The organism is Marseilla massiliensis (genome assembly GCF_016899855.1).
Taxonomy (GTDB): Bacteria; Bacteroidota; Bacteroidia; order Bacteroidales; family Bacteroidaceae; genus Prevotella.
In genome coordinates, this window is sequence record NZ_JACJJG010000043.1 from 1 (window position 1) to 24,172 (window position 24,172).

Below are 24,172 nucleotides of genomic sequence, written 5' to 3' on the forward strand. Positions count from 1 at the left end.
TATTCGGTCGATTACGCCGATGTCAAGGTTCCATTCCCTTATGCTTTCGTGGCAGAACACGTAGACGTGCGCCACCATTATGAAAATGCTCACGGCGCGGCCGAACTCCATTATCTTGGCCAACGCCCTCAAATCGTCTTCCTGTTGCATACTTTTTCCTTGTTTTGTGGGAACCCGTCATGTTGCGGCGGACTTCCGGTTTGCATTCCTTTCTTTGATATTTGTTTACTTAAATGGCATTGATTTTTGCTACGTTGATAACATCTTGATTTCCAGATTGTTACCTTGCGCTTTCCAAAAGGCGGCCTTTCGGCTTCCAAAAGGGCATCTTTTACGTTGCGATTTGCCGTGTTTTGCAGGCCAATATGCCGCCTTTTGCAAAACAGTGGATTTTGATACGGTTTACAGTCGGCAGTATCTCATATTCCGCGCGACTTGCGCTTGCCCGGTTTTTTCTTACGGTTCATGCGCCGGCGGAACGCCTCTTCCTCGTAGTCCGTTGCCGGGTTTGTTTCCAGAGACAACGCTCCGGCGGCCTGTTCTATGATGTTCCCGTCAACGTTCCGCTCTTGCCGTCCATGCCAATCCTTTGCAAAGACATCCGTTCCAACGTCCATGCCTTTGCCGTTCTCCCACGACTTGAACAGCCTGTCGAACACGTTGGCGGAGTATTCCTTGCCGAGGCGTGAGCCGTTGAACGCCTCGCGCCTGCCGTGGTCGATGAACGTCACGCCGTAGATGCGCCCGTCCTCGTTCTCGCGGAACACTACGCCGACGCCTTGCTTGGCAAGCATTGCCGTGAACTCGCCGCGCGAACGTGCGCTGCGCATTGCTTCCGCAACCTTCTTCTTAATGGCAGGCTGCCACTTGCCGACCTTGAAGTCCGCCGTGTGCCGCTGCATCAGTTTCTTCAGTCCCTTGTCGCCGAAACGCTTGCCGAAGCGCGAGCTTTTGTAGGTTGCGTCCACAAGCTTGCCCATATCGTCGGTGGCTGTATAGACTACGCCGACGTATGGCCGCCCGCCATACTCGCCTTTTACCTGCCGCGCCTCAATGTTCAGCGTGGAAAGCACCGCGCTGTATTCGCCGAACGACTGGAAACGGTAGCTCTCCAATACGGCTTTCAGAGCGTTTGCGACCTGGTGGCGCACGTCGTTTGCCGTCACGTCAACCTTCCTCAATTCCGCTTTCGGACTGTCGTGCAGCTCCGCTCCGTTGCGCAGGCAGAACATCCGTTCCAGTTCGCGGCAGGCGGACATGGAGCGGCGGTGCTCGTAGCGGTCGCTTATTTTCCGGCCCTCCCCGTCAACGCAGACGCTTACAATGTGGATGTGTGTGTTGTGCGAGTCGCTATGCTTGAATGCGATGTAAGGCTGTCCGCCGTAGCCTATCATCTCCATGTACCTTGCCGCAAGCTCTTCAAGCTGTCCGTCGGTGAGCCTGTCCTCCGGCGCCGGACTTATCGCGATGTGCAGCACGGGTTTCTTCGTGTTGCGGTTGGCCGAAAGATAGTCGTCGAACGAGAGCAACGCGAGGCGGATGTCCGCGCTTGGCTGTCCGAGGCGGTCGGATATAATGCGGTTGCCCGACAGTATTTCGGCCACGCCTTTCTCCACCTTGTTATAATTGTATGCCAGCGCACCGTAAAGGCTTGAGCCGTGGCTTATCTTTGCAACCATTTCCGTTCGTATTCCTGCGTGAGTGCGACAATCTTCTTGCATACCAGCATCAGTTCGAGGCTGCATTTCTCAAGGCGGTAAAGCAGCGCACGGGCGCGCTTCTCGTCGAAGTTCTTTTTCACGGCCTTCACCGTCTGGTTGTAGTTGTTGCCTACGGCCTGGAACTGCTTGTAAAGGTCTGTCAGGCGGACGTAGTAGTCAAGCGTAACTTTGTCTGTCTTGACGACCCTCAGCGTTTCCCCGAAAAGCGACTTCTTTATGAGCAGCGTGCGGTCGCGCGCCTCCGTCTCGGCCATCATCTTGTCGAACCTTTCCTTTTCCTCCGCGTTTAGGCGGAAGCTGAGCTTGCAGCCGCCGTCAATGGTTTTCCGTTTCCTTGCGTTCATGTTCCCTTTGTCTTTTTCCATACGTCTTGTTTTGCGTTTTTTGTTTCTTTTTTCCTTGGCGGCGACTTTGGAGCGCGCCTGCCCGACCGTGCGCGGGATGGGCAAGCCGTTTTCGTCGGACGGAAGCCATGACGTCGGACGAAAACACAACTTGCTCTGTTCTTGTGGACAGAAAATCCTTCCTTCCGTCGGATTGCCGTGCGGAGCGTGCGACGTGCGGTGTTCCGGCGGAGCGCGTTCGTTGTCTGCCGTTTTGGTTCTGCAAAGTTATGCGCTTCCGTATTAGTGCGGAACAGCCTCCGCCGTGATGTCTCATGACATCTGACGACACGTGTTGCCAAGCGGTCTTCCGTATGTTGCAATACACCGGAAGTTGCCTATTTTTGCATCGACGCAATGGCACACGCATTGCAGTGCGTCACGCAATGTATTGATGCAATGAAACATTTAATGCACTGACGCAATGCGTCACCTGATGCACCGACGCAATGCGTCATGTTCTACAATGGCTTAATGCATCATGAAACGCAATGAAGCTATGCGCGGTGCGTTGCAATGCGGCACGGAATGTAACGATGCAAACATAAACGACGATTATGAAGAAAGAACCTGTATTCGTTGCCTTGGGCAACCAGAAGGGAGGAGTAGGCAAGTCAACGCTGACGATACTCCTCGCAAGTTATTTTCATTACGTGAAAGGCCTAAACGTCCTCGTTGTGGACTGCGACTATCCGCAGCACAGCGTCCGCGACATCCGCGACTGGGACGTCAAGACGGTAGAGAAGGACGGAGCGTTGCAGCAACGCCTCGTAAGTCAGTTCGGCGACAGCGGAAGGAAGGCCTACACCGTGCTTACTGCCAAACCGGAGGAGGCTAAGCGGGCGGCATACGGCTTCATAGACCGCTCCGGCCTGTGTTACGACGTTATCTTTACAGACCTGCCCGGCACGGTGAACGCCACGGGAGTGTTCAGCTCGATAGTGAACATGGACCGTCTTATTGTGCCCGTCACGCAGAACCGTATGGTGATGCAGAGCAGCATGAGTTTTGTCTTGGCCGTCCGCGAACTGCTTGGGCGCAACCAAGAGTTCCCGTTGCGTGACGTCCGCCTGCTCTGGAATTGCATGGACCGCCGCGCGTCAAAGGAGCTTTACAATGCTTACAGCGAGATTTTGGGGCATCTGAAAATTCCCGTGTTCAAAACAGTGCTGCCCAAAGCCGAACGTTTCAACAAAGGGATATGCCGTGACGGACGGGTGTTCCGCAGCACGCTGTTCGCCCCTTCGCAATCCTTGCTCAAGGACAGCAACATCGACTTGCTGGCCGACGAAATCCTCGAAACGCTTAACCTTGAAAGACAATGACTATGGCTGACAGCAAAAGGAAAATATACAATGTTGACGAGGACGTGTTAAAGCGTGTCGTCGCAGGCGACACGTCGGCCTTGAACGAGCTTGACGGAAAGGCGGATGAAAAGAAAGGAAACACGGCAAAGCTGTCTGCAACAAAGGAGACAGGCACAAAAGATGAAGATTACAAGGCCCGTTTCCTAACCAACCGGCTTACCGGCACGCGGCGACAGACGTACATCCACGACTCGCTTTACCGCGCAATAGCCGGCATTCTGCCGGTCATCGCCCCGGAAATGTCCGTTCCGACGTTCGTGAACAACGTGCTTTCCGACCACCTTGAACGCTACGGCGAGACGATAAACAGGATGTATAACGAAACCGCTTCAAAAAGACAACTGCAATGGAGGAAATAGTTTACGTGTCGGTACGCCTGATATGTGCCGCATATATATTAAGAAAGGTGTGGGGCTTCAAGGCGGAAGTCCGCCAAGTATGCGACCTGTTTTGCGACAGCGCGAGGCAAGGTGAAGTTAAAAAGGAGGAGAGTGTGCAGATTAACAACGGCGCAGTAATTGGCGAAACGAAGTTTGTCTATCTTGACGAGAATGCCGGAACGGCTGTAGCTCCTTACATGAGCCAGCCTCTTGAAAACGCAACTATCGAAGAAGAAAATGACATTATCGAGGCTGATGACGTGGAGTGCAACCTTCCGTTGGAGGAAATGAAGCTGTTGAAAGAGGAGCAGGAAGGGCTTGACGCGGACATTCCCGAAGTAGAGACAATAAGTGAAGCCGTCACGCAGGCCGACCTTGAGAACATGGGCGACGTGCTGTTCCGCATAGACGGAGCAGCCGCAGACGAGGAGAAGTCGCTCCGCGCCGCCAAGACGTTGTACGCCATAAGGGAGACCGAGATGTTCACCGTCATCTCCTCGCAAGTTGAGAATAAGGACTTCATCACCGAGCTTATGGACAAATACCTTGACGAGGACGGCAATCCGCTGCCGACAGACGGGAAAGACAAGGTCGTCTTAAATACAGGCAAGGACTGGAGAACGTTGCTGTAAAAAGCAGATAAATCTGAATAAAGTTTGCTTATATGGAAACTTATTTGTAACTTTGCAAAATAAAACAAAGCCTGATGAGCGTACAAAAAATAAGAATTGCCTTTATGGATATGGCAAGGGAATTCATAGATTCTTTGCCGGAAAAGGCACAAAAGAAAATTACCTACAACCTCCTAAAGGTAGAGGGAGGAGAAATGGACAGGGAACTCTTTAAAAAATTGGACAATTCTGAAATATGGGAATTTCGTACATTATTCAACGGCATCAGTTATCGTCTTTTTGCCTTTTGGGATACCGAAATAGAAGCATTGGTAATTGCAACTCACGGGATAATTAAAAAGACGCAAAAAACACCTAAAAAGGAGATAGAAAAGGCTGAGGCAATAAGAAACGAATATTTTAACGCAAAAAATAAATAGCTATGGCACAGATGAATTTAACTCCTCTTAGCGAAGTAGTTGATGACGTATGGGGGAAAAAAGGCTCTCCCGAAAGGGACGCGATGGAAGCCAGACTTAAAGAAGACTTGCAGGCTTACTATATTGGGGAAGCCATTAAGTCAGAGCGGTTAAGACAGAACCTCACCCAAGAAGAATTGGGTGCTAAAGTAGGTGTAAAAAAATCGCAAATATCAAAACTCGAAAGTGGAAAGTGTGTAATAACCCTTCCAACAATGAGCAAAATATTCAAGGCGTTAGGTTTTGGTTCCGCCTCACTGGATTTAGGAACCGACCTGAAAGTCGCTTTGTGGTGATTTCTGTTTTTTATTTGTATAAGGGGCGTAACCGTTGGTTCCGTCCCTTTTGTTGTTAATTTCATTTTCTTTTGTTAAGTCCAAATTAAGGAATCGGTAATTTGGCATTTACCCATATAATACTCTGACATTTGACGACGTCTAAGGCCACGTCAGGCCAAGGACTTTCAGCCTTGGCATATCCTACATATCTTTGCCGCCGAGTTAAAGAAAAGCGATGTTTCACCAAAAAGAATCGACAATGAGAAAAAGAATTCTATTGGCATTTCTAGGAGCGTCGGCCGCCGTTGCGGCTTCCGCCCAAGGCCAGGGGCTGGCCGGAATAAACGAAGCAACCAGCCTCATGACCTCGTACTTCGACCCGGCGACCAAGCTGTGCTACGCCATCGGCGCGGTGCTCGGCCTCGTAGGCGGCATAAAGACCTACAGCAAGTTCTCAAGCGGTGACCCGGACACGTCCAAGACAGCCGCCTCGTGGTTCTTCGCCTGCATCTTCCTGATTGTGGCGGCGACAATCCTCCGTTCATTCTTCCTTTAAACCGATGGAGTACACAGTTAACAAGGGAGCCGGCAAGGGCGTGGAGTTCAAGGGGCTTACCACGATGTTCCTGTTCGTCCTTGCCGTCGGACTCGCAGCCGTACTGCTGTCAGTCATCCTGCTATACTTCATCGGTGCGTCGCCGTGGGCGTGCGTAATATACGGCATAATTGCCGGATGCGTCATTGCTTGGGCCGTATTCCGCATAAACGCGAGGTTCGGCGAGCACGGACTCATTAAAAGGCTGGCACGCAGGCGCCACCCGCGCTACCTTATAAACCGTAAAAGGGTACGCCGCATTGTACGGGAAAGGAGGGAGCCATGAGCAACGTGATGAAGGCCGACACGCTGGAGCGCAGATTCCCGTTGCTCGCCTTCGAGCACGGCTGCATCGTCAGCAAGGACGCCGACATCACCGTGGCCTTCGAGGTGGCACTGCCGGAGATTTTCACCGTCACGGCGGAAGAGTACGAGGCCGTACATTCCTCGTGGGTGAAGGCGATAAAAGTCCTGCCGGAACATTCAGTGGTGTGCAAGCAGGACTGGTTCACGAAAGAAACGTACAGGGCCGACTATGGCAAGGACGGCTTCCTGTCGAGGAGCTACGAGCGCCACTTCAACGAACGCCCTTACCTCAACCACCGCTGCTACCTCTTCCTGACGAAGACAACGAGGGAGCGCAACCGCGGAAAGAGCGATTTCAGCACGCTGTGCCGCAGCCGCATCCTGCCGAAGGAAATCACCGACAAGGAGACGGCGGCGCATTTCATCGAGGCTGTGGAGCAGTTCGAGCGTATCGTGAACGACTCCGGGCGTGTCTCGCTGCGCAGGCTCGGAAGGGATGAAATCGTCGGCACGGCCGAACGCCGGGGGATTATAGAACGCTACCTGTCCCTGGCAGGCGAAAGTGGCACCGTCGTGCTTGAGGACATCCGCCTCGACCCGGCCATGATGCGCGTCGGCAACAAGCACGTATGTATGTACACCATGTCGTCGGCCGACGTCCTGCCCGGCACGGTGGGCACCGACATGAAATACGGACGAATGTCGACCGACCGCAGCGACTGCCGCCTGTCGTTCGCCGCGCCTGTCGGCCTCCTGCTTTCCTGCAACCACGTCTATTCCCAGTACGTATTCATCGACGACGCGAGGGATACGCTACAGGCGATGGAGCGCACGTCGCGCAACCTGCTGTCGCTTTCGCGCTACAGCCGCGCCAACGCCGTGAACCGCGAATGGACGGAGATGTTCCTCGACGAGGCCCACACAAAAGGCTTCATGCCCGTGCGCTGCCACTGCAACGTGATGGCGTGGGCGGAGGACGAGGCGGAGCTTCGCACGGCGGGAAACGACACCGCAGGGCAGATCGCGCAGATGGGATGCACGCCGAGGCACAACACCGTCGACTGCCCCACGCTCTTCTGGACGGGCATACCCGGCAACGCCGCCGACTTCCCGGCGGAGGAAAGTTTCCACACGTTCTTGGAACAGGCCGTCTGCCTGTTCACGGCCGAGACGAACTACCGCAGCTCGCCCAGCCCGTTCGGCATACGCCTGTCCGACCGCCGCAGCGGAGTGCCGGTGCACGTTGACATCAGCGACGAGCCGATGCGGCGCGGCATAACCACCAACCGCAACAAGTTCGTGCTCGGCCCGTCTGGCAGCGGCAAGTCGTTCTTCACCAACCACCTCGTGCGCAACTACTACGAGCAGGGCGCGCACGTGCTGCTCGTGGACACGGGCAACAGCTACCAGGGACTTTGCGGCCTTATAAACGCGAGGACGCGCGGCGAAGACGGCATATACGTGACTTACAGGGAGGACGACCCGATTTCGTTCAACCCGTTCTACACCGACACCGGTGAGTTCGACGTGGAGAAGCGCGAAAGCATAAAAACGCTTATACTGACCCTGTGGAAGCGCGAGGACGAGCCGCCGAGGCGTTCGGAGGAAGTTGCGCTGTCTGGAGCGGTGAACGCCTACATCCGCAGGATAACCGAGAACCCGCAGACTGGCGACTTCAACGGCTTCTACGAGTTCGTGCGCGACGAGTACCGGAATATAATAAAGGAAAAGAACGTGCGCGAGAAGGACTTTGACATAGACGGCTTCCTCAATGTCCTCGAACCGTTCTACCGGGGCGGTGACTACGACTTCCTGCTCAACTCCGACAAGGGGCTCGACCTCTCGTCAAGGCGCTTCGTCGTCTTCGAGCTTGACAACATCTCCAACAACAAGGTGCTGCTGCCCGTGGTTACGCTCGTCATAATGGAGACGTTCGTCGCCAAGATGCGCCGGCTGAAGGGAGTGCGCAAGATGATACTCATAGAGGAGTGCTGGAAGGCCCTCATGTCGGCCAACATGAGCGGTTACATACTCTACCTGTTCAAGACAGTGCGCAAGTATTTCGGCGAGGCCGTGGTGGTGACGCAGGAGGTAGACGACATCATATCGTCGCCGATTGTCAAGGAAGCCATCATCAACAACTCCGACTGCAAGATACTCCTCGACCAGAGGAAATACCTCAACAAGTTCTCCCAAATACAGCAGCTGCTCGGACTCAGCGACAAGGAGAAGGACCAGATACTCTCCATCAACCAGGCCAACCGCCCCGGCGCACCCTACCGCGAGGTGTGGATAGGGCTCGGCGGCACAAACTCGGCCGTCTACGCCACCGAGGTGAGCGACGAGGAATATTTGGTCTACACAACCGAGGAAACTGAAAAGGCGGAGCTTATGCGCCTTGCCGGCGAACTCGGCGGCGACATCGAACAAGCCGTCAGGCGGCTGGCCGCGCAAAGGCGCGAGGCTAAATGAAAATTCAACGACACATGAAACCAAAAACAAAGGAAAAATGAAAAGACAAGTCAAGACAATGAAAAGAAAACGGTTCAAGGCCGCCTTGGCCGTCGCCGTTGCGGCGTTGACACTGCAAGGTTGCACGGCATGGCCGCAGGCGGACATGGAAAGGTTGTGCGGACATTGGGAAAGCACGGAAGGTAAGCCTGATGTTGTTATCCGCAATGACGGCGGCACCCACAAGGTGACGCTTATGTCGAAGGGCGGCAGGCAGCGCAAGCTGAAGCCGCAGACGTTCGTACTCATGGAGGACGGCGGCAACCTGTTCATCGACACGGGCTACCGCGTGAGTGTGTCGTACGACGAAAATACGGACGTGCTGACATTCTCGCCATACGGCGACTATAAGAGGAAGGGGGCTGTGCAATGAGGAAAAGGATTCTTTTACTTGCCGCCGCTGCGACGTTCTGCCTCGCACAGGCAAGCGCGCAATGGGTCGTGTCCGACCCCGGCAACCTTGCACAGGGCATAATAAACATGTCCGACAACATCGCCCACACGTCGAAGACCGCCGTGAATACGGCGCAGAACTTCGCCGAGACGGTGAAGATTTACGAGCAAGCCAAGCGTTATTACGACGCCCTGAAGAGCGTCAACAACCTCGTCCGTGAGGCGCGCAAGGTGCAGGAGGTGCTGCTCATGGTCGGCGAGGTGTCCGAAATCTACGTGACCAACTTCCGCAAGATGCTCGGCGACGCCAGTTTCTCCGCCAGGGAGCTTGACGTAATAGCCACGGGCTACGCCAAGCTGATGCAGGAGAGCAACGGCATACTTCAGGACTTGAGGCAGGTAATCAACGTAAGCACCCTGTCCATGACCGACAAGGACCGCATGGACGTTGTTGACGCCTGCCACCGCAGTATGCGCCGCTACCGCAACCTCGTGGGTTATTATACGAACAAGAACATCGCCGTGAGCTTCCTGCGCGCGAGGAAGAAGGCCGACACAGACCGCGTGATGGCCCTTTACGGCGACGCGGTGTCAAGATACTGGTAGCCTATGGAACTGCTGCTTGCAATAGACTTCACCAACCTCCACACTGTGCTAGAGGGTCTATACGACGAGATGATGCCGCTCTGCGAGGATATACTCGAAATCGGCAAGGGGCTTGCCGGCCTCGGTGCGCTGTTCTACGTTGCGTCGAGGGTGTGGCAGTCGCTGGCGAGGGCGGAGCCGATAGACGTCTACCCGCTGTTGCGCCCCTTCGCCATAGGCATCTGCATACTGCTGTTCCCGACGCTCGTGCTGGGCACGCTCAACGAGGGGCTCGGCCTGATAGTCCAGGGCACGCATAGCATGGTGGAGGAACAGACCCTCGACATGGAGCGTTACCGCGCACAGAAGGACGAGCTGGAGCGCGAGGCCATGATGCGGAGCCCCGAGACGGCCTTCCTCGTCAGCGACGAGGAGTTCGACCGGCAGCTTGACGAGCTTGGATGGACCCCGGGAGACATGGCGACGAGGCTCGGAATGTACGTCGAAGTGGGGATGTACAACATGGAGAAGAAAATCCGCGACGCCTTCCGCAGCCTGCTTGAGCTGCTATTTGCGGCCGCCTCGCTGCTCATAGACACCGTGAGGACGTTTTTCCTCGTCGTGCTGTCAATCCTCGGTCCGCTGGCCTTCGCCTTCAGCGTGTGGGACGGTTTCCAGTCAACCCTCACCCAATGGTTCGCGCGCTACATCTCCGTCTACCTGTGGCTGCCCGTGAGCGACCTGTTCAGCTGTATGCTTGCGAAAATCCAGGTTCTCATGTTGCAGAGCGACATAACCGAGCTGCAAAGCAACCCGGAGTATTCAATCGACAACTCGAACAGCGTGTACATAGTGTTCATGCTCATCGGCATAATCGGCTACTTCACCGTCCCGACCGTGGCGAACTGGATAGTGCAGGCCGGAGGAGCCGGCAACTACAGCCGCAACATCAATCGCAGCGCCGTCAAGGGCGGAGGATTCGCCGCCGGAAGCGCGGGCTCGCTGCTCGGCAACGTCGGCGGTAGGCTGCGCGGAAAGTAATGAAGACAAGAAAATGAAATGACGAAGGACAATGGAATTCAAGTCACTTACAAACATCGAGAGCGGCTTCCGCCGCATCAGGGCCATGCTTGTGGCCTTCGTATGCTGCTGCACATTGGTTACGGGCTTCGCCCTCTGGGGCGCGTTCCGCTTCGCCGAGAAGCAGCGCGAGAAAATATACGTGCTCGACGGAGGCAAGTCGCTCATGCTCGCACTGTCGCAAGACCTCTCGCAGAACCGTCCCGCAGAGGCGCGCGAACACGTAAGGCGTTTCCACGAGCTGTTCTTCGGGCTGTCGCCGCAGAAGGAGGCCATCGAGGCGAACGTCAACCGCGCGCTGCTCCTTGCGGACAAGAGCGCGTACCACTACTACGCCGATTTCGCCGAAAAGGGCTACTACAACCGCGTAATATCGGGCAACGTCAACCAGACGGTGCGCGTGGACAGCGTGGTGTGCGACTTCTCGCGCCATCCCTACAAGGCCGTGACATACGCGCGGCTAATAATCATACGCCAGAGCAACGTTACCGAACGCTCGCTCGTGACAAGCTGTTCGCTGCGCAACACGGGACGCTCCGACGGCAACCCCAACGGCTTTATAATCGAACATCTGGCGATACTTGAGAACAAGGACATAATGACAACGGAAAGATGAAACTGATAATCACATTTGCGAGAAAGCTAAGATGCGGCCTGTGGCTGCGCTGCCGGAGGCTGACGCCGAGGCAGAGTCTGGCTGCGGTGCTGGCTTTCAGCGTGCCGTTCTTGGCCTGTTGCGTCTACGTCATGGTGTCGGCATTGGCAGGTTTCGGCAAGCGTGACGGCGAAGATATACGGATTGGACACATCGAACCTATGGAGATAAAATACGGAAAGACTAACGGAAAATACATCGAACTTTACGGAAATGGACATAATGAAGATGGCGGAACGCCTGAAAATGAAACCGCGGACTGACGGTAACGCGCCCGAAAGGCGCAGGCGCGGACTTTCCAAATTGCTGGTATATCCGCTAATGGTGCTGTTGTTCACCGGAAGCCTGTGGCTGATTTTCCGTCCGTCAGAAGACGGAACGGAAGCCGGAGGCGGAAGCGGAGGCTTCAACACGGAAATGCCTTCGCCCGAAAGCAAGGGGCTTCCGCGCAGCAAGGTGGACGCTTACCGCGACGGAGAAATGGCGGAGAAGGCCGAGCGGCGCAAAGGCTCGCTGATAGAGATAGCGGAAATGCTCGACACTGATACAACAGGAAAGGCAACTTTGCCGGACGTTCCGCTGACGGGCGAACCTGCTGCGGAAAATGAAAACGAGGAAGGCACTCCACAGTCATCCGTTGCGGCGTATCAGGACATGAACAGGACGCTGGCCGGTTTTTACTCGCCTGCGGAAGTGTCGCAGGACGATGAGGTATCACGCAGGATAGCGGAGATAGAACGGCGGCTGGACAGCGAGCCTGAAAAGGAAAGTTCCTTTGACGAGAAAGTCGCCCTTATGGAGAAGTCATACGAGCTGGCGGCCCGCTTTGGCGGCAACGCTATGGCAAAAACGACGGAAACAAGCAATGCTTCTGAAAAGCCGAAAGCCGAGCCAGTGGCGGCTGAACGGCCACGTGTAGTGTCGCGGCTCGGACAAAAGGACGGTGCGGACAGCATTGTTGAAGACCGCTTCAACACCGCAGTCGGAACGCAGGAGACCGTGGAAAAGAACACCATTGCTGCGTGCGTACACGGCACGCAGACCATTACCGACGGACAGGCGTTGCGCCTCAGGCTGCTCGAACCGATGCGCGTAGGCGGCCGCCTCGTACCGGAAGGGACGGTGATAACAGGCTTGACGCGTCTTCAGGGCGAGCGCATGGAGGTGGAAATCGAGGCCGTAAGCCACAACGGCAGCGTGCTGCCAGTGGAGCTTGAGGTGTACTCCACCGACGGGCAGAAAGGCGTACTCGTGCCCAACTCGCTTGAAAACGATGCTGTGAAAGAGATTGCCGCAGGCATGGGCGGTGCCGTGGAAAGCGGCATTAGCATCTCCACCGACGCCGGGGCGCAGATAGTTTCCGACGTGGGACGCGGACTGATACGCGGCGTGTCGCAGTATTTCACGAAAAAGGCGCGCACCGTAAAGATAACCGTAAAGGCCGGGTACCGGCTGCTGTTGCATCCGCCGGAGAAGTGAACGACGGCGGAGCTAAAAGCGTAAGAGCCTTAAATTTTAGTACGAATATAAATACTTGTAAATCAAGATGTTACGGAACAACTCGCAAAATATGGCCTTTCAGCTTCCGATTTGCCGTCTTTTGGAATGTAAAAAGCCGTGTTTTGGAACGTGAAAGGGCGTCTTTTGCAAACTTGGATATTTGATACGGACTTATGACAGTCAATCAATGTGAAAATGAATATTCAGATGACAAAAAAGAAAACGAATGGAACAATGCAAAAAACGAGCAAGAAAATGACGACTATGGGAAAGAAGATGTTTTTATTTTGCGCCCTGCTTATAGGTGCAGTCGCCGCCATGGCGCAGCCAAGCAGCGGCGACAGGTTCGAGGGACTGACGCGGAAAATCGGTTTCAGCCGCATGATTCCGCCTCACGGTCTTGAAATAACGTATGACAAGACCGTACACGTGATTTTTCCGTCGCCCGTAAGATACGTAGACCTCGGCTCTGAAAACCTGATTGCAGGGAAGGCCGACGGGGCGGAGAACGTAATTCGCGTGAAGGCCGTGAAAAAGAATTTCCGCGGTGAGACGAACATGAGCGTAATAACGGAGAGCGGCGACTTTTACAGTTTCAACGTGAAGTACGCCGACGAACCGCTGCTGCTCAATGTCGAGATGTGCGACTTCATACACGACGGCGAGGCTGTGAACCGCCCCAACAACGCGATGGAAATCTACCTGAAGGAGCTTGACGGCGAGTCGCCGCGCTTGGTGAGGATGATTATGAAGTCAATCCACAAGGAAGACAAGAGGCGCGTGCGCCACATCGGGAGCCGCCGTTTCGGGGTGCAGTTCCTACTGAAAGGGCTTTACGCCCACGGTGACCTGCTTTACTTTCACACCGAGACGAGGAACAAGGGCAACGTACCTTTCGACGTGGACTTCGTCACTTTCAAGATTGTCGACAAGAAGGTCGTCAAGCGCACTGCCATGCAGGAACAGGTGATTTATCCGCTTAGGGCGTATAACTACGCCACGCGCGTTGACGGCGGAAAGGCCGAACGCACGGTGTTCGCCCTGCCCAAGTTCACCATTCCGGACGGCAAGATGCTCGTTGTGGAGATGAACGAGAAGCAGGGAGGCCGCCACCAGCGGTTCGAGGTGCAGGGAGAGGATGTGGCCAATGCCGAAACCATTGACGAAGTGCGCGTGCTATGACAGTATTCAGGTTATTGTTATTGACGCTGCTGCTTGCCGTAACGGCCGGCAGGACGGCGGCGCAACGCTGCCTGCCCGGCATGAAGGGCATGCAGTTCTCGGCCGACATGGTTGACGGATTTTATTTGCCTGCGGGCAATGACGGCATGGGGTATGCCTTTTCTCTGGCCTTTTTCAACTACGTGAAGAATGGGAATAAATGGGAGTATGGCGTGGAATACGTGAAGAGGAATTGCCGTTACCGCACCGTCGGTGTACCTATGGAACAATATACCGCTGATGCCGGATATTATCTCAACCTGCTGTCGTCGACCGGCAAGGTGTTCTTCCTTAACGCAGGGCTGTCGGGCGTGATTGGCTACGAGGAGGTGAACGGTGGCAGGAGAACGCTTTACGACGGGGCGTCGCTCTCCAAGTGCAGCGCCTTCATATACGGATGCGCCGCCACGTTGGAGGCCGAGGTTTTCATCACGGATAACATCGCCGCTGCGGCAAGGCTGCGCGGGCGTGTCCTGTGGGGCGGAGCTTCGGGAGTATTCCACTGCCTTTACGGCATTTCATTGAAGTATGTTTTCTAACCGCAAACGAGTATTTACATGAAAAGAAAAGCGAAGTTTTTATTTATCTGTTGTTGTGTAATTACAGCATTGTTATCCACAATGTCATGCGATGACGGGCTTGACGTCACGCAAGAGTACCCGTTCACGGTGGAGGCCATGCCCGTGCAGGACGAAGTGGCCTACGGCGAAACCGTCGAGTTGCGCCTCTTCATCGTGGAGGACGGCGGCTTCGACGGCACGGTGTACACCCTGCGCTACTTCCAGACGGACGGCAAGGGCAGGCTGGAGATGGAGGACGGCACGGTGATGAAGCCCAACGACCGCTACCTGCTGGGCAAAAAGGAGTTCCGCCTGTATTATACCTCTTTGAGCATCGGCGACGCGCAGTCAATCGACCTGTACGTTGAGAACAACTGGGGCGGCGTGGAAAAGCTGACGTTCGACTTCAACGCAGACGACGGGGATGATGAAGAAGTCGGAGGGCTGATAATAAGGCCGATACTCACGGCAGTGGAGGACGCGCCGTGAAATGTCTTGCATTGAAAGGAACAGCGCTATGGTGAAATGTTTTTTGGTTATCATGTCGCTGGTGCTCGCGTGTACTGTTTCAAAGGCGGAGCTGCCGCTGTCTATTGCAAGACTGCCGTTGTTCGAGAGGGCTGTGGCCGTTGTAAGGCATTTCGAGGGTTGGCACGGGCCGCGCCACCACCCTTACGTCGGCTACGGGCACAGACTCCGGCCCGGCGAGAGGTACAGCCACCGCATGACGAAACGGCAGGCCGAGGCTCTGTTGAGGAAAGACCTCATGGAGCGTTGCGCCGTGTTCCGCCGCTTCGGCAAGGACTCGGTATTGCTCGCCGCCCTCTCTTACAATGTCGGGGTGTACCGCCTGCTTGGCGGCGGACGCCTGAAGAAAAGCCGTCTGGTACGCAAGCTGGAGGCCGGCGACAGGGACATCTACCGCGAATATGTGTCGTTCAGGATGTATCGCGGCAAGGTCCTCAAAGGACTTGAGACAAGGCGCAAGGTTGAGTTCGCCCTGTTGTTCGTGCCGTAGGCAGGCTCTTTTATTACCAATTCAAATCCTCCGAAGTTTGTTTCGGAGGATTTTATTTTACTCATTATATATGTTTTATGGTTATGGATATTGAAACTGCAAAACGTATCGCTCTTGACGATTTCCTTGAAAACCTTGGTCACAGTCCCGTAAGGCGCAAGGGAAATGCTCTTTGGTACTTGTCGCCGCTGCGCGAGGAGCGCACTGCATCGTTCAAGATTGACATCGGGCTTAATTGCTGGTACGACTTCGATGCTTGGCCGGGGCGGAGGGATAATAACGTTGGCAAGGGAACTGTACCGCTCCAACGATATAACATACCTTTTAGAATGTATCGGCAGGTCTGCGCCAGGCTCTGTCCGCCGTTTTGTTCCTGACGTTAAGAAACAAAAACAATCACCCACATTTACCGACATAGGCGTTTTTCCGTTAAAATCCTCTGCTTTGTTGGCGTATTTGCGTGAAAGAAAAATAGACACGGATGTTGCAAGGAATGAGTGCGTGGAGGTGCATTACGCCTGTAACGGCAAGCGTTATTACGCCATAGGGTTCCGCAATCGGTCGGGCGGTTACGAACTCCGCAACCGCTGGTTCAAGGGATGTATTGCACCAAAAGACATATCCCATATGAAGCAAGACGGCGAAAATGAAAATAAAATATGCCTTGTTTTCGAGGGATTTATCGACTATCTGTCTTTCCTGACATTGAGGAAACACGGACGTTTGCCATGCTTTGATTCAATGGAAAGTGATTTCATCGTCCTGAACTCCGTTTCAAGTATAGGCAAGGCATTGCCTTTGTTGCGAGAATACGACAAAACTGTATGCCTATTTGACAATGATGCGGCCGGCCGTAATGCATTTGCCTCGCTTTACAAGGCATTTAACGGCAATGCGGAAGATATGTCCTCCTTGTGCGAAGGATTTAAGGACTTGAATGATTATTTGAACGCATGACAGAGACAGGAATGCTTTTTCTTTCATTGTATTCCGCATAATGTCGTATTATACAATCTGTCTTGTTTAATTCATTTTCAGATAAGAGCAGTATTTGGCAAGCAGGTTCTCCAATGGCAAGTCGCCTCTGCCTAACCGTTCCGCATCCAATGGCAAAACCCTTTCGCATACCGGTGTCTTGCCTTTGTACAGTGCTTTGAGATAGAAGCGGCCATTTTCATACGAGAGAGTGTTTATGGTTGATTATCAGTGATATAAGAAAATATCGTTACAAAATAATCGCTGTAAGAAACAGGGTGAAAAAGCCGTTTTTGGGAGAAGCTAAGAGAGAAAGAAAAAGGTTGGTTTAAGATGAAGATTTAACAAAATCTTAACAAGCGACAAGTATTTTTATACTTTACAGATGGCAGCTCGGAATGAGGACAAAACCACAAAGGGCTTGTCGGGGAATTATTTGAATGTCAGGAAATAAGCATCTTAACGGAAACGAAATACAATGGAGGTACAAAACGACATATAAATAGGCACGTTTAAGTGCAGTCTCTGCTATTTTATGCCATTTGCCCAATTTTATTGTATTCGTTTACAAACGAATGACCGCTTGTATAAGATTTTTTTGCAGTGAAAGAAGAAAAGATAAAAGACAGGAGTAAGATATAAGCAGTAAACTTCTATCAATTTACTCTTTATTTTCTTTACCCTTTGCTTAAGACTACCTAAATAAATTGTCATTTTATATTAATAATTAATTAAAAAAAACAATATGCAGTTAATTATATCTAATTTTAATAGGTGCTTTTCTTATGTTTGATTTTAATTTCTTTACTTTGTAAAAATTAAATGAATTCAACTAATAAAATGTAAAATATAAACTTTTTATTTAGTAGGGTGATGTCGTCAACTCTATCTTTTAGTGAGAATAATGACCAAAATAAAGTGTCATTTACCAATTTGACAAAAATATTGACCAATACTGTTTTAGTGCCAGGATTGAGTGGAGGAGTTGTTTACTCATTTGTTTCTAGCCAATCAAAAAGATACGCTTTAGGTGTGATTTTAGGCAGACTTCAAGAAGGTAATGTTGTCTATGGATTCTATTCTAAAGCGAATAAGATAAATTCCGCTTTAGGAGTTTCTAGATACTAAAATTTTTAAAATGAAGTTTTTATTTTTTTGCATATTATCTTTGGGGATATTCTCATGTAATATCCCCAAAGATAATGCCCCAAAAGCAGACACTGAATACCAAACAAAATCTTCCTCAAGTTCTAATAAGAACAAAGACTCTCTGTATATAGAGCTTAAACAATGTCGTTTTTCACAAGGAGATTCCATTGTTATACTGTATAGTATTAAGAATCAAACACAGTGGCATTATATATATCTTTCAGATGAGTATTGGATAGAAAGACAAGTAAAAGGAAAATGGATTCGTATACAAAATGATTTTGGTTCCATTTTGATGGGAAAAGAAATACCTGCATATAGTTGCATAAATGATTATGCTAAAGTTTTTTTAAAGGCAGGTCACTATAAATTCTGTAATACAGCATATTCTGATGATGCAAGAATAGGCAATAAGAAAATAGTAATGAAAGCTTATTTCGAAGTAAAACCTTGTAAGCACTCCAATTAGGACATATCACATTTTAGGACTAATTATCTATCTTATCGCCCATTCTTTCTTCTTACCATCTCGTTCCTTACGGTTTCGGCTTCTGAAGGCAATAATTTGGGAAGTTTCACCCTTGCGCCGTTCTCCGCCTGGTAAGCCTTCACCTCGTCTACGAGCAGCTGCCAGTCGTAAAGGAACTCTTCCGAACAGCCGTGGCGACGGTAAATTTCCTTTGCGGCTTCAAGTATTTCGGGAGCGCACGAGTCGTCACCTTGGAACACCACAGCCGGTATTTCATTGTATATACAGGTTCTAAGCAGTCTCAACTGGTCTTTCATCTTTGTTTTTGTTTTGTCATTTGTCAGTATTAAAGACAAAGTCTTTTTGTAAAAGAAAGCGCAATATAGCCTCTATTTTTCGTCTGATTGCAATTGGTTGACAATCAGACGATTACGGACGGCTCTGCAAAAGGCCGTCTTTTACCTTCCGGTTTGCCGTGTTTCGTTGGGTAAAAGACGGCATATTGCAGCGTCAAATGCCACCTTTTGCAAAGCGGGTGTTTAGCCTTTGGCTTGCAGGTATTTGTCGAGCCGGTACAAAAGTAACCATTTTCTTCCGTAATGCTGCGGTTTGGGTTGTGAAAAGAGCATTGAAAACCATTTACCCGTAGCCGACGACGAGGCCGACATCAGGGCCGTAACCGAAGAAATCCAGCGCATCGCCGACGGCCAAAGTCAGGTCTGCAAGGCTACATCCGCGTTCGATGTTGATGCCTTTTACAGGCAGGCCGTAGCCTCCGAGCAGGCAGTATTCCGTGTCTTTCCACCTTTCCTTGCGCAGTGCCGCTGCGCATTCTACCCACTTTCCGTCAGCGTCGGCGTAAAGGTAAAGCTCCGTCTCTGTGCCGAAGTCCATCCGCATGATGTGCCGTGCAAGCGCCTTTGCGTCCATAAGCATTATTGTCTCTTTCCCTCTCTCCGGTGTTTCGATTGCGAAACAAGGTGCAGTCGTTTCAGTATGTATCATTTTCCTGTCCTCCCTTTATGTTTAGTTTTGTCGTTGTTTGTAGTGCTTTCAAGCATCCTTGCGCCGTATCCACGCCTTTCTAACAAATGCGGATAGAGCCAACCGTAACCGTTGCAGTCGTCAAAGTCGTCCCAGCTTCCGGATGGCAGCCATCCATGTTCTATGTGTTCGTGGCGGCTTACGGTCTTGTGGGTGCGTATTACGTGCTTCACCAAGCGCTGGCATTTCAACAGGTCGGCTATCACGGTGTACTCGTGGTCGGTGTGCGGCTCGTAATATCCGCACGACAGGTTTACGCACGACACTCCGAGGCCTTTCCTCTTCAGCGCGTAAACATCGGTGAACAGGCCGTGCGCCGTCTTGTATCCGTGCCTGCGCAGTTGCGCTTTCGTTATGAAGTCGCGCGAACATAGGGCTGTGCCGTTGATGTCGGTCACCATATCGGAGTCGCCCTTGCGGTCGCATTCGATTACGAAGCGGCAGTCGGCGAAGAAGTCCATGTCGGCCGCTCCGCTGCCATTGCAGCCGGTTTCCTCCTGCACGAAGAAGGCGCTCTTCATCACCTTGAAGTCCCTTAGGCATTCAAGGCACATCCATACGCCGTTCTTGTCATCGGCCCCTATGCCCGTGACGCGCTTTTTTCTGTGGTCGTAGCCGACTATTATCGAGCCGGCCACTATGTGCGCGGAGTAAGACCCCGTGCGTCTGTTGTGTACCTCGTCCATGTGGGCCACAACGCACGGGTAAGTCTCCGCCTGTCCCTTCACGGCGTATATGTTGCCCATTCGGTCGCGTTTGTGCCTTACGCCCATTCTGTCAAGCTCTGCCATAATGAGTCGGGCGATAGACCCCTCCCTGCCTGAGGGAGAGGCCGTGTTGTATAGTGCGAGCAGTCTTTCCATGTTCATGCCATATAAAGTTTGTTCACTTGAAGATAAAGACGCATGGCTGGCTTCGGCCTTTTCTTCTTGAAAAGCACGGAAGGGTACGCCCGTCCGCCGTATTCCACGACACCGCTGCGCATCACGTCGCCGAACTCCGTGTGCTGGTATAGCAGCTGTCGGCAGGACGGACAGAACGCGTTGTCGGTGAGGTTGTGCAGCGAGCCGCAGTTGGGGCACACGCTCCTCGTCTGTGTGGCATTGCCGCTTGTGTTGCGGAGTGTGGCTATCGCCTCTACCGAATCGAAGTTCCTGAGTTCCATGCCGTCCCTGTCGAGGTGCACGCTGAAGAACGTGTCCATGTACGGCGCACCCTTCTTGTGCCACTTGTGGGCCGGCACTTCCACGGCGAGCCTGAGGTAATACGGATTGCCACGCCTGATTTCTGAGTCCACGTCATCGTTCAAGGCCGTTACTTCCTTCGTGTGGGAGTAGTCGTTGCATGTCTTCCTGAAGGTTATGCCGAGGTTGCGTGCGTGTTCTTTCATCATTTCCGCAACGAACGAGTGGGTGAAGTACACGCGGTCGAGCATTGTCAGGCCTGCTGCGGGGGTGTCTTCTGAAAGCGACTTCACGTTTTCCCATACCACGGCGCGCCCCAGGACGTTGTTGCCGGAGTCCCTCGCCACGAGTATCTTCGCGCCCGCGAAGTTTACGTAGAAGTCGGCGGCGTTGCGCGCCATGCTCTCATGGCGCATACAGGAGTTGTGCAGGCATGATTCGGACGAGTCCGCTGTATGACCGTAATTCTCGCCGTTATACGCCTCGAAGAAGTCCTGCACGCCTTCGAGCAGCTTTACCGTGACCTTGCTGTCGATGCAGATTGCGCTGGCGAAGTAGGCCATGTCCGTGTCGGAATATTCCGGCAGGTTCTTGAACAGGCGGACGAACTTGGACGGTTCGAGGTCGGTCCTGTTCTCCGGGAACCACGGCGCCTGCGGATTGTTGCGGTCGGAAAAGTTCTCGTTTGCGAGGTCCTTGTTGCACGCCGTCACCATTATCCTTATCCTCTGGTAGCTCTCCATGTTCGACCGCTTACGCTTCGTCGAGAAAAAGTTGTACGAGCCGCGGATTATCTCCGCAACGTCGGCATTGCGTTTGATTTCCGTAAGGATGTCGGCTGCGATGACGCTGCCGTTCTCCGCCGCGTGGGTGAGTCGCGACTTCAGTTCGATACTTGCATTCAGTTTCATAATCGTTTGTTTTAAAGGGTTTGTTTTTCTGTTCTTATTCCGTTCTGACATAATGTCGGCGACGGTATCTTGTCCTTGTTTTTGTATTCGTTTTCCGTCATAATCCTTATTGACGGTATGCCCGTGCTGGTAAGAAACGGGTTGACGTACCAGCCTCCGGCGAATGTGCCGGGCCGCAGGCTGTCGTGCCAGACCACCTCCCCGACGCATCCGTGTACGAACATATTGCACACGGACATCATACAGCAGGTGCGGTCGATGTCCTCCCCGACGAGATAACAGCCGAGGTTCCTGACGTGGTAGGCCAGCAACAGCCGTCCGCTTCCGCATGTGGGGTCGCTTACTTTTAAGCCTTGTTGACCGCCATTGTTTGCCGTACAAGCAACCATAAGGTCGCATACCGGCGGCGGAGTGAAGAACTGCCCCTGTGCGCTACGTCCATTTGTCGAGGAGAAGGCCATGTAAAGCTCGCCCAAGGCGTCGTACCATTCCTTTTCGCCGTCAAGCGCAGACTTCATCAGCGACAGCCATTCGCGGAACATACGCATGAATGCCTCGTTCTGTTTCCCTTTGTATTTCCAGCTTTTCAGTGGAGGCGCTCCGGGTGAAAAGCCGTGGATTACGTATGTGAGGAAGTCCTCGAACACTGTCATTGGGCTTCGTCCGCATTCAGACGAGAAGCCGAGTATCAGCCTTTCGAGAGGCCTTACTTCCATCGGTGTTTCATAACGTGTCATGGTTCAGTGGTTTTAGATTGTCAGTAATGTCCTTGCTTATTTCTTCATTGTTTTGGGACACAGGCCTTTGCCTGTTCTTTTTGTACAGCGACACCTGCCGAAGCAGCATGTCGCAGAACTTCTGTCCGTTTGCGCTTTCGCCATCGAAATACGCCAGCATGTCCCAGAGGTTGCCGTTGAAATACGCCGTCCACTTTCCGTGGAAGTGCCGTCCGAGGTCTTCGCCGAAAGTTTCCGTGAAAAGCCCGGAAGTGAGTCCTTCACTCGGATGGTGGTTGTGATGCCACCGTGCGATGTCAAGCATCGTCTTGTAATCTATCCTTTCCATGTCGTTTGTATTTTGTCAGGTGCCGCCCGGCAAGGGGCTTGCCTTTTTTCTTGCTGCATGGTGCAGCCGTCACGGCGTACCGTGCGGCAAGGCTTGACGTGGAAAAATACCGCAGCGGAGCGAGGATGATTTTTCCACGGGCAACGGGCCGTAAGGCCGCCTTGCGCCACGCGTGCACGGACGGCTACCTTTGCCGCAAGAAAAAAGGGATGCCCCTTGTGTCGGAACATCCCTTTTGTTTTATGATTTTTACTTGTGTTCATGGCTTATATATTTATGAATGTGCCACTTGCCCTTCTGCAAGTTCCGTATCTATGCCGAGCAAACGTTCTGCGGCACGTATGGAATTCTGCGTCAGGTGGCGTTGCCACGCCCTGTTGGTCGGCGACCATCGGAAACCGGACGACTTCAGCCGTTTCCTCGTTTCATCGTCGGGTATTTGGTCATACACAATCTGGAGCCTGTCAGTTTCGCGGTTCAGGATAAGTTTTCCGCCGTCAAAATGAATTTCCTTGTTCCTGTTCCCGTAGTCCGACTCAATCCTTGAACGTACGGAAATAGCTTTTTCTTCCATTCGGAACAGCCTGTTGCGTCCGGTCACCGCCGGTTTCTCCGAGATGTTGTTATACTCGGTTACAAGACCGACGGCTTTTCTCACCATCTCTACGTCGCCTTTGTTGGCGAGAGTTTCCACCTTGTTTATTATGCTGCCTACGAACAACGGGCGGTTGTAACCTTTCGCCTTGCCTGTGTCGATGGCGCGTATCACGCCGAGGCTGCTCTCGATGTCCGCTTTCAACGACAACCACATCCTTTGGCGTTTGTCGGTTTGCTTGGTACATTCCAATGCTAAGTTCTTTTCCATAGTCGCTTGTTTTTAGATTAGACCTTGGCGGCTAGACAGACCGCCATACTTGTTTCCTGCTTGCATTGCTGACGGCTGCCGCGGCACGGCAAGGCTTGGCGGGGAAAAACACCGCAGAGTAGCGAGGACGGTTTTTCTCCTGCCGACCAAGCCCGTAGGGCGGCCTTGCAGGTGCCGCACGGCGGACGGCTAACTTTGCAAGCGGAAACAGTGATGGCGGAGTTTGCAAAATTGTGTATGGTGTAGATATTGTTTGTTTTAGAAATAAGACGAAATATGATGACATTGGCAGACACCGTTTTGTCAAATGACACTTCATTGACTTATATTTGTACCTGAGTTTAATTATGAAACCATGAAGATAATGAATATTGAGGCGACCGCATTTGAAAGGTTGCTTGAAAAAGTACAATCACTTTGTCTTATTATAGAAGACGCGTCAGAAAAACACAGAACCAAAATGCTGGGAGATTGGATAGATAACCAAGAGGCTTGTCTTATGCTGGGGCTATCTTCCAGGAAAATGCAGGCATTGCGTGATGGCGGAAAAATTGCTTATACGCGAATTGAGCGTAGGGTCTTTTACAGAAAAGATGACATAATCAGTTATTTGGAAACACTACTGTCCCGTAAAAGTGGATAAATAGTTCTTTGAAATTATTGAAACATAGTCAATTACACGGTTTTTTGAAATGAAACGGACTTGATTTTGCAACTTTGCAGTCTAATACAAATGGCTGCTATGTTCCAAAACAAATACGTATTCTCTCAATTAACCGCTTTTCTGAATAGGACTCAGTTTAACAACTATGTTCGTAAGTATGATGGCAACCGATATGTGAAACATTTCACTTGCTGGAATCAGAT

Annotated in this window: 33 protein-coding genes; 23 read left to right on the forward strand and 10 right to left on the reverse strand. The window is 52.3% G+C overall.

All coding sequences use genetic code 11. The features are described 5' to 3' along the window. The 3 genes from H6A34_RS08505 to mobA form a co-directional block, all read right to left on the reverse strand. Positions 1-150, reverse strand: a 150-nt coding sequence (locus tag H6A34_RS08505) for a YWFCY domain-containing protein (protein WP_205104918.1), incomplete at its 3' end; no start/stop codon positions are given. A gap of 269 nt (positions 151-419) precedes the next feature. Beyond that, positions 420-1,679 carry a conjugal transfer protein MobB gene (mobB, locus tag H6A34_RS08510; RefSeq protein ID WP_205104872.1) on the reverse strand — a complete coding sequence of 420 codons (1,260 nt, stop codon included), beginning with the start codon at positions 1,677-1,679 and terminating at the stop codon, positions 420-422. After that, positions 1,664-2,086, reverse strand: a complete 423-nt coding sequence (gene mobA / locus H6A34_RS08515) for a conjugal transfer protein MobA (RefSeq protein ID WP_205104874.1) — start codon at positions 2,084-2,086, stop codon at positions 1,664-1,666. The genes mobB and mobA overlap by 16 nt, the downstream gene beginning before the upstream one ends. Before the next feature lie 575 nt (positions 2,087-2,661). Between mobA and H6A34_RS08520 the strand changes: the two genes are divergently transcribed. The 21 genes from H6A34_RS08520 to H6A34_RS08615 all read left to right on the forward strand — a co-directional run bounded on the left by H6A34_RS08520 (position 2,662) and on the right by H6A34_RS08615 (position 18,236). Then, positions 2,662-3,429 (forward strand): ParA family protein, encoded by a 768-nt coding sequence (locus tag H6A34_RS08520; RefSeq protein ID WP_205104876.1) that lies wholly within the window; start codon positions 2,662-2,664, stop codon positions 3,427-3,429. Between the two features lie 2 nt (positions 3,430-3,431). Continuing rightward, the gene (locus H6A34_RS08525; protein WP_205104878.1) at positions 3,432-3,830 is read left to right on the forward strand and encodes a DUF3408 domain-containing protein; all 399 of its coding nucleotides are present in this window, start codon (positions 3,432-3,434) and stop codon (positions 3,828-3,830) included. Further along, positions 3,818-4,483, forward strand: a complete 666-nt coding sequence (locus H6A34_RS08530) for a DUF4122 family protein (RefSeq protein WP_205104879.1) — start codon at positions 3,818-3,820, stop codon at positions 4,481-4,483. Before H6A34_RS08525 ends, H6A34_RS08530 begins: the two co-directional genes overlap by 13 nt. Before the next feature lie 74 nt (positions 4,484-4,557). Beyond that, positions 4,558-4,902, forward strand: coding sequence for a type II toxin-antitoxin system RelE/ParE family toxin (locus tag H6A34_RS08535; RefSeq protein ID WP_205104880.1), 345 nt, complete (start codon positions 4,558-4,560; stop codon positions 4,900-4,902). 2 nt (positions 4,903-4,904) lie between these two features. Then, positions 4,905-5,237 carry a helix-turn-helix domain-containing protein gene (locus H6A34_RS08540; RefSeq protein ID WP_205104881.1) on the forward strand — a complete coding sequence of 111 codons (333 nt, stop codon included), beginning with the start codon at positions 4,905-4,907 and terminating at the stop codon, positions 5,235-5,237. 217 nt (positions 5,238-5,454) lie between these two features. Then, positions 5,455-5,775 (forward strand): DUF4134 domain-containing protein, encoded by a 321-nt coding sequence (locus H6A34_RS08545; protein WP_420870827.1) that lies wholly within the window; start codon positions 5,455-5,457, stop codon positions 5,773-5,775. 4 nt (positions 5,776-5,779) lie between these two features. Continuing rightward, positions 5,780-6,100 (forward strand): DUF4133 domain-containing protein, encoded by a 321-nt coding sequence (locus H6A34_RS08550; RefSeq protein WP_205104883.1) that lies wholly within the window; start codon positions 5,780-5,782, stop codon positions 6,098-6,100. Then, a complete protein-coding gene (locus H6A34_RS08555) occupies positions 6,097-8,592 on the forward strand; it encodes a TraG family conjugative transposon ATPase (RefSeq protein WP_205104884.1) in 2,496 nt (831 codons plus the stop codon). Before H6A34_RS08550 ends, H6A34_RS08555 begins: the two co-directional genes overlap by 4 nt. A 37-nt stretch (positions 8,593-8,629) precedes the next feature. Further along, positions 8,630-9,004, forward strand: coding sequence for a DUF3876 domain-containing protein (locus H6A34_RS08560; RefSeq protein WP_420870828.1), 375 nt, complete (start codon positions 8,630-8,632; stop codon positions 9,002-9,004). After that, positions 9,001-9,630, forward strand: coding sequence for a DUF4141 domain-containing protein (locus tag H6A34_RS08565; RefSeq protein ID WP_205104885.1), 630 nt, complete (start codon positions 9,001-9,003; stop codon positions 9,628-9,630). Before H6A34_RS08560 ends, H6A34_RS08565 begins: the two co-directional genes overlap by 4 nt. A gap of 3 nt (positions 9,631-9,633) precedes the next feature. Beyond that, positions 9,634-10,650, forward strand: coding sequence for a conjugative transposon protein TraJ (traJ, locus tag H6A34_RS08570; protein ID WP_205104887.1), 1,017 nt, complete (start codon positions 9,634-9,636; stop codon positions 10,648-10,650). Positions 10,651-10,681: 31 nt separating this feature from the next. Beyond that, positions 10,682-11,305 (forward strand): conjugative transposon protein TraK, encoded by a 624-nt coding sequence (traK, locus tag H6A34_RS08575; RefSeq protein WP_205104889.1) that lies wholly within the window; start codon positions 10,682-10,684, stop codon positions 11,303-11,305. After that, positions 11,302-11,607 (forward strand): TraL conjugative transposon family protein, encoded by a 306-nt coding sequence (locus H6A34_RS08580; protein ID WP_205104891.1) that lies wholly within the window; start codon positions 11,302-11,304, stop codon positions 11,605-11,607. The genes traK and H6A34_RS08580 overlap by 4 nt, the downstream gene beginning before the upstream one ends. Beyond that, a complete protein-coding gene (traM, locus tag H6A34_RS08585) occupies positions 11,558-12,823 on the forward strand; it encodes a conjugative transposon protein TraM (protein ID WP_205104893.1) in 1,266 nt (421 codons plus the stop codon). Before H6A34_RS08580 ends, traM begins: the two co-directional genes overlap by 50 nt. Before the next feature lie 297 nt (positions 12,824-13,120). Beyond that, a complete protein-coding gene (gene traN / locus H6A34_RS08590) occupies positions 13,121-14,026 on the forward strand; it encodes a conjugative transposon protein TraN (protein WP_420870829.1) in 906 nt (301 codons plus the stop codon). Next, a complete protein-coding gene (locus tag H6A34_RS08595) occupies positions 14,023-14,604 on the forward strand; it encodes a conjugal transfer protein TraO (protein WP_205104895.1) in 582 nt (193 codons plus the stop codon). The genes traN and H6A34_RS08595 overlap by 4 nt, the downstream gene beginning before the upstream one ends. 18 nt (positions 14,605-14,622) lie before the next feature. Further along, positions 14,623-15,114: a DUF3872 domain-containing protein gene (locus tag H6A34_RS08600; RefSeq protein ID WP_205104897.1), complete on the forward strand. Its 492-nt coding sequence runs from the start codon at positions 14,623-14,625 to the stop codon at positions 15,112-15,114. A gap of 28 nt (positions 15,115-15,142) precedes the next feature. Then, positions 15,143-15,643, forward strand: coding sequence for a glycoside hydrolase family protein (locus tag H6A34_RS08605; protein ID WP_205104899.1), 501 nt, complete (start codon positions 15,143-15,145; stop codon positions 15,641-15,643). A gap of 83 nt (positions 15,644-15,726) precedes the next feature. Continuing rightward, positions 15,727-16,020 (forward strand): hypothetical protein, encoded by a 294-nt coding sequence (locus tag H6A34_RS15000; protein WP_239480816.1) that lies wholly within the window; start codon positions 15,727-15,729, stop codon positions 16,018-16,020. A gap of 67 nt (positions 16,021-16,087) precedes the next feature. Continuing rightward, positions 16,088-16,600, forward strand: a complete 513-nt coding sequence (locus H6A34_RS15005; protein WP_239480817.1) for a toprim domain-containing protein — start codon at positions 16,088-16,090, stop codon at positions 16,598-16,600. 1,156 nt (positions 16,601-17,756) lie between these two features. Further along, the gene (locus H6A34_RS08615) at positions 17,757-18,236 is read left to right on the forward strand and encodes a hypothetical protein (RefSeq protein WP_205104901.1); all 480 of its coding nucleotides are present in this window, start codon (positions 17,757-17,759) and stop codon (positions 18,234-18,236) included. A 32-nt stretch (positions 18,237-18,268) separates the two neighbouring features. Here the strand turns inward: H6A34_RS08615 and H6A34_RS08620 are convergent, their stop codons facing one another. The 7 genes from H6A34_RS08620 to H6A34_RS08650 form a co-directional block, all read right to left on the reverse strand. Further along, a complete protein-coding gene (locus H6A34_RS08620; protein ID WP_205104903.1) occupies positions 18,269-18,553 on the reverse strand; it encodes a hypothetical protein in 285 nt (94 codons plus the stop codon). Between the two features lie 322 nt (positions 18,554-18,875). Beyond that, positions 18,876-19,241: a hypothetical protein gene (locus H6A34_RS08625; RefSeq protein WP_205104905.1), complete on the reverse strand. Its 366-nt coding sequence runs from the start codon at positions 19,239-19,241 to the stop codon at positions 18,876-18,878. Beyond that, positions 19,238-20,143 (reverse strand): hypothetical protein, encoded by a 906-nt coding sequence (locus H6A34_RS08630; RefSeq protein ID WP_205104907.1) that lies wholly within the window; start codon positions 20,141-20,143, stop codon positions 19,238-19,240. The genes H6A34_RS08625 and H6A34_RS08630 overlap by 4 nt, the downstream gene beginning before the upstream one ends. Positions 20,144-20,145: 2 nt before the next feature. Continuing rightward, entirely contained in the window at positions 20,146-21,375 is a 1,230-nt protein-coding gene (locus tag H6A34_RS08635; protein ID WP_205104909.1) for a hypothetical protein, read from the reverse strand. 11 nt (positions 21,376-21,386) lie between these two features. Continuing rightward, positions 21,387-22,112, reverse strand: a complete 726-nt coding sequence (locus tag H6A34_RS08640; protein ID WP_205104912.1) for an N-6 DNA methylase — start codon at positions 22,110-22,112, stop codon at positions 21,387-21,389. Further along, positions 22,099-22,440, reverse strand: a complete 342-nt coding sequence (locus H6A34_RS08645) for a hypothetical protein (RefSeq protein WP_239480818.1) — start codon at positions 22,438-22,440, stop codon at positions 22,099-22,101. Before H6A34_RS08645 ends, H6A34_RS08640 begins: the two co-directional genes overlap by 14 nt. A gap of 274 nt (positions 22,441-22,714) precedes the next feature. After that, positions 22,715-23,305: a hypothetical protein gene (locus H6A34_RS08650; protein ID WP_205104914.1), complete on the reverse strand. Its 591-nt coding sequence runs from the start codon at positions 23,303-23,305 to the stop codon at positions 22,715-22,717. A 355-nt stretch (positions 23,306-23,660) separates the two neighbouring features. Between H6A34_RS08650 and H6A34_RS08655 the strand changes: the two genes are divergently transcribed. Continuing rightward, complete coding sequence (locus H6A34_RS08655) at positions 23,661-23,948, forward strand: helix-turn-helix domain-containing protein (RefSeq protein ID WP_205104916.1); 288 nt, start codon at positions 23,661-23,663, stop codon at positions 23,946-23,948. A 99-nt stretch (positions 23,949-24,047) separates the two neighbouring features. Beyond that, a partial coding sequence (locus H6A34_RS08660) for a DUF4372 domain-containing protein (protein WP_205104924.1) occupies positions 24,048-24,172 on the forward strand: 125 nt, incomplete at its 3' end.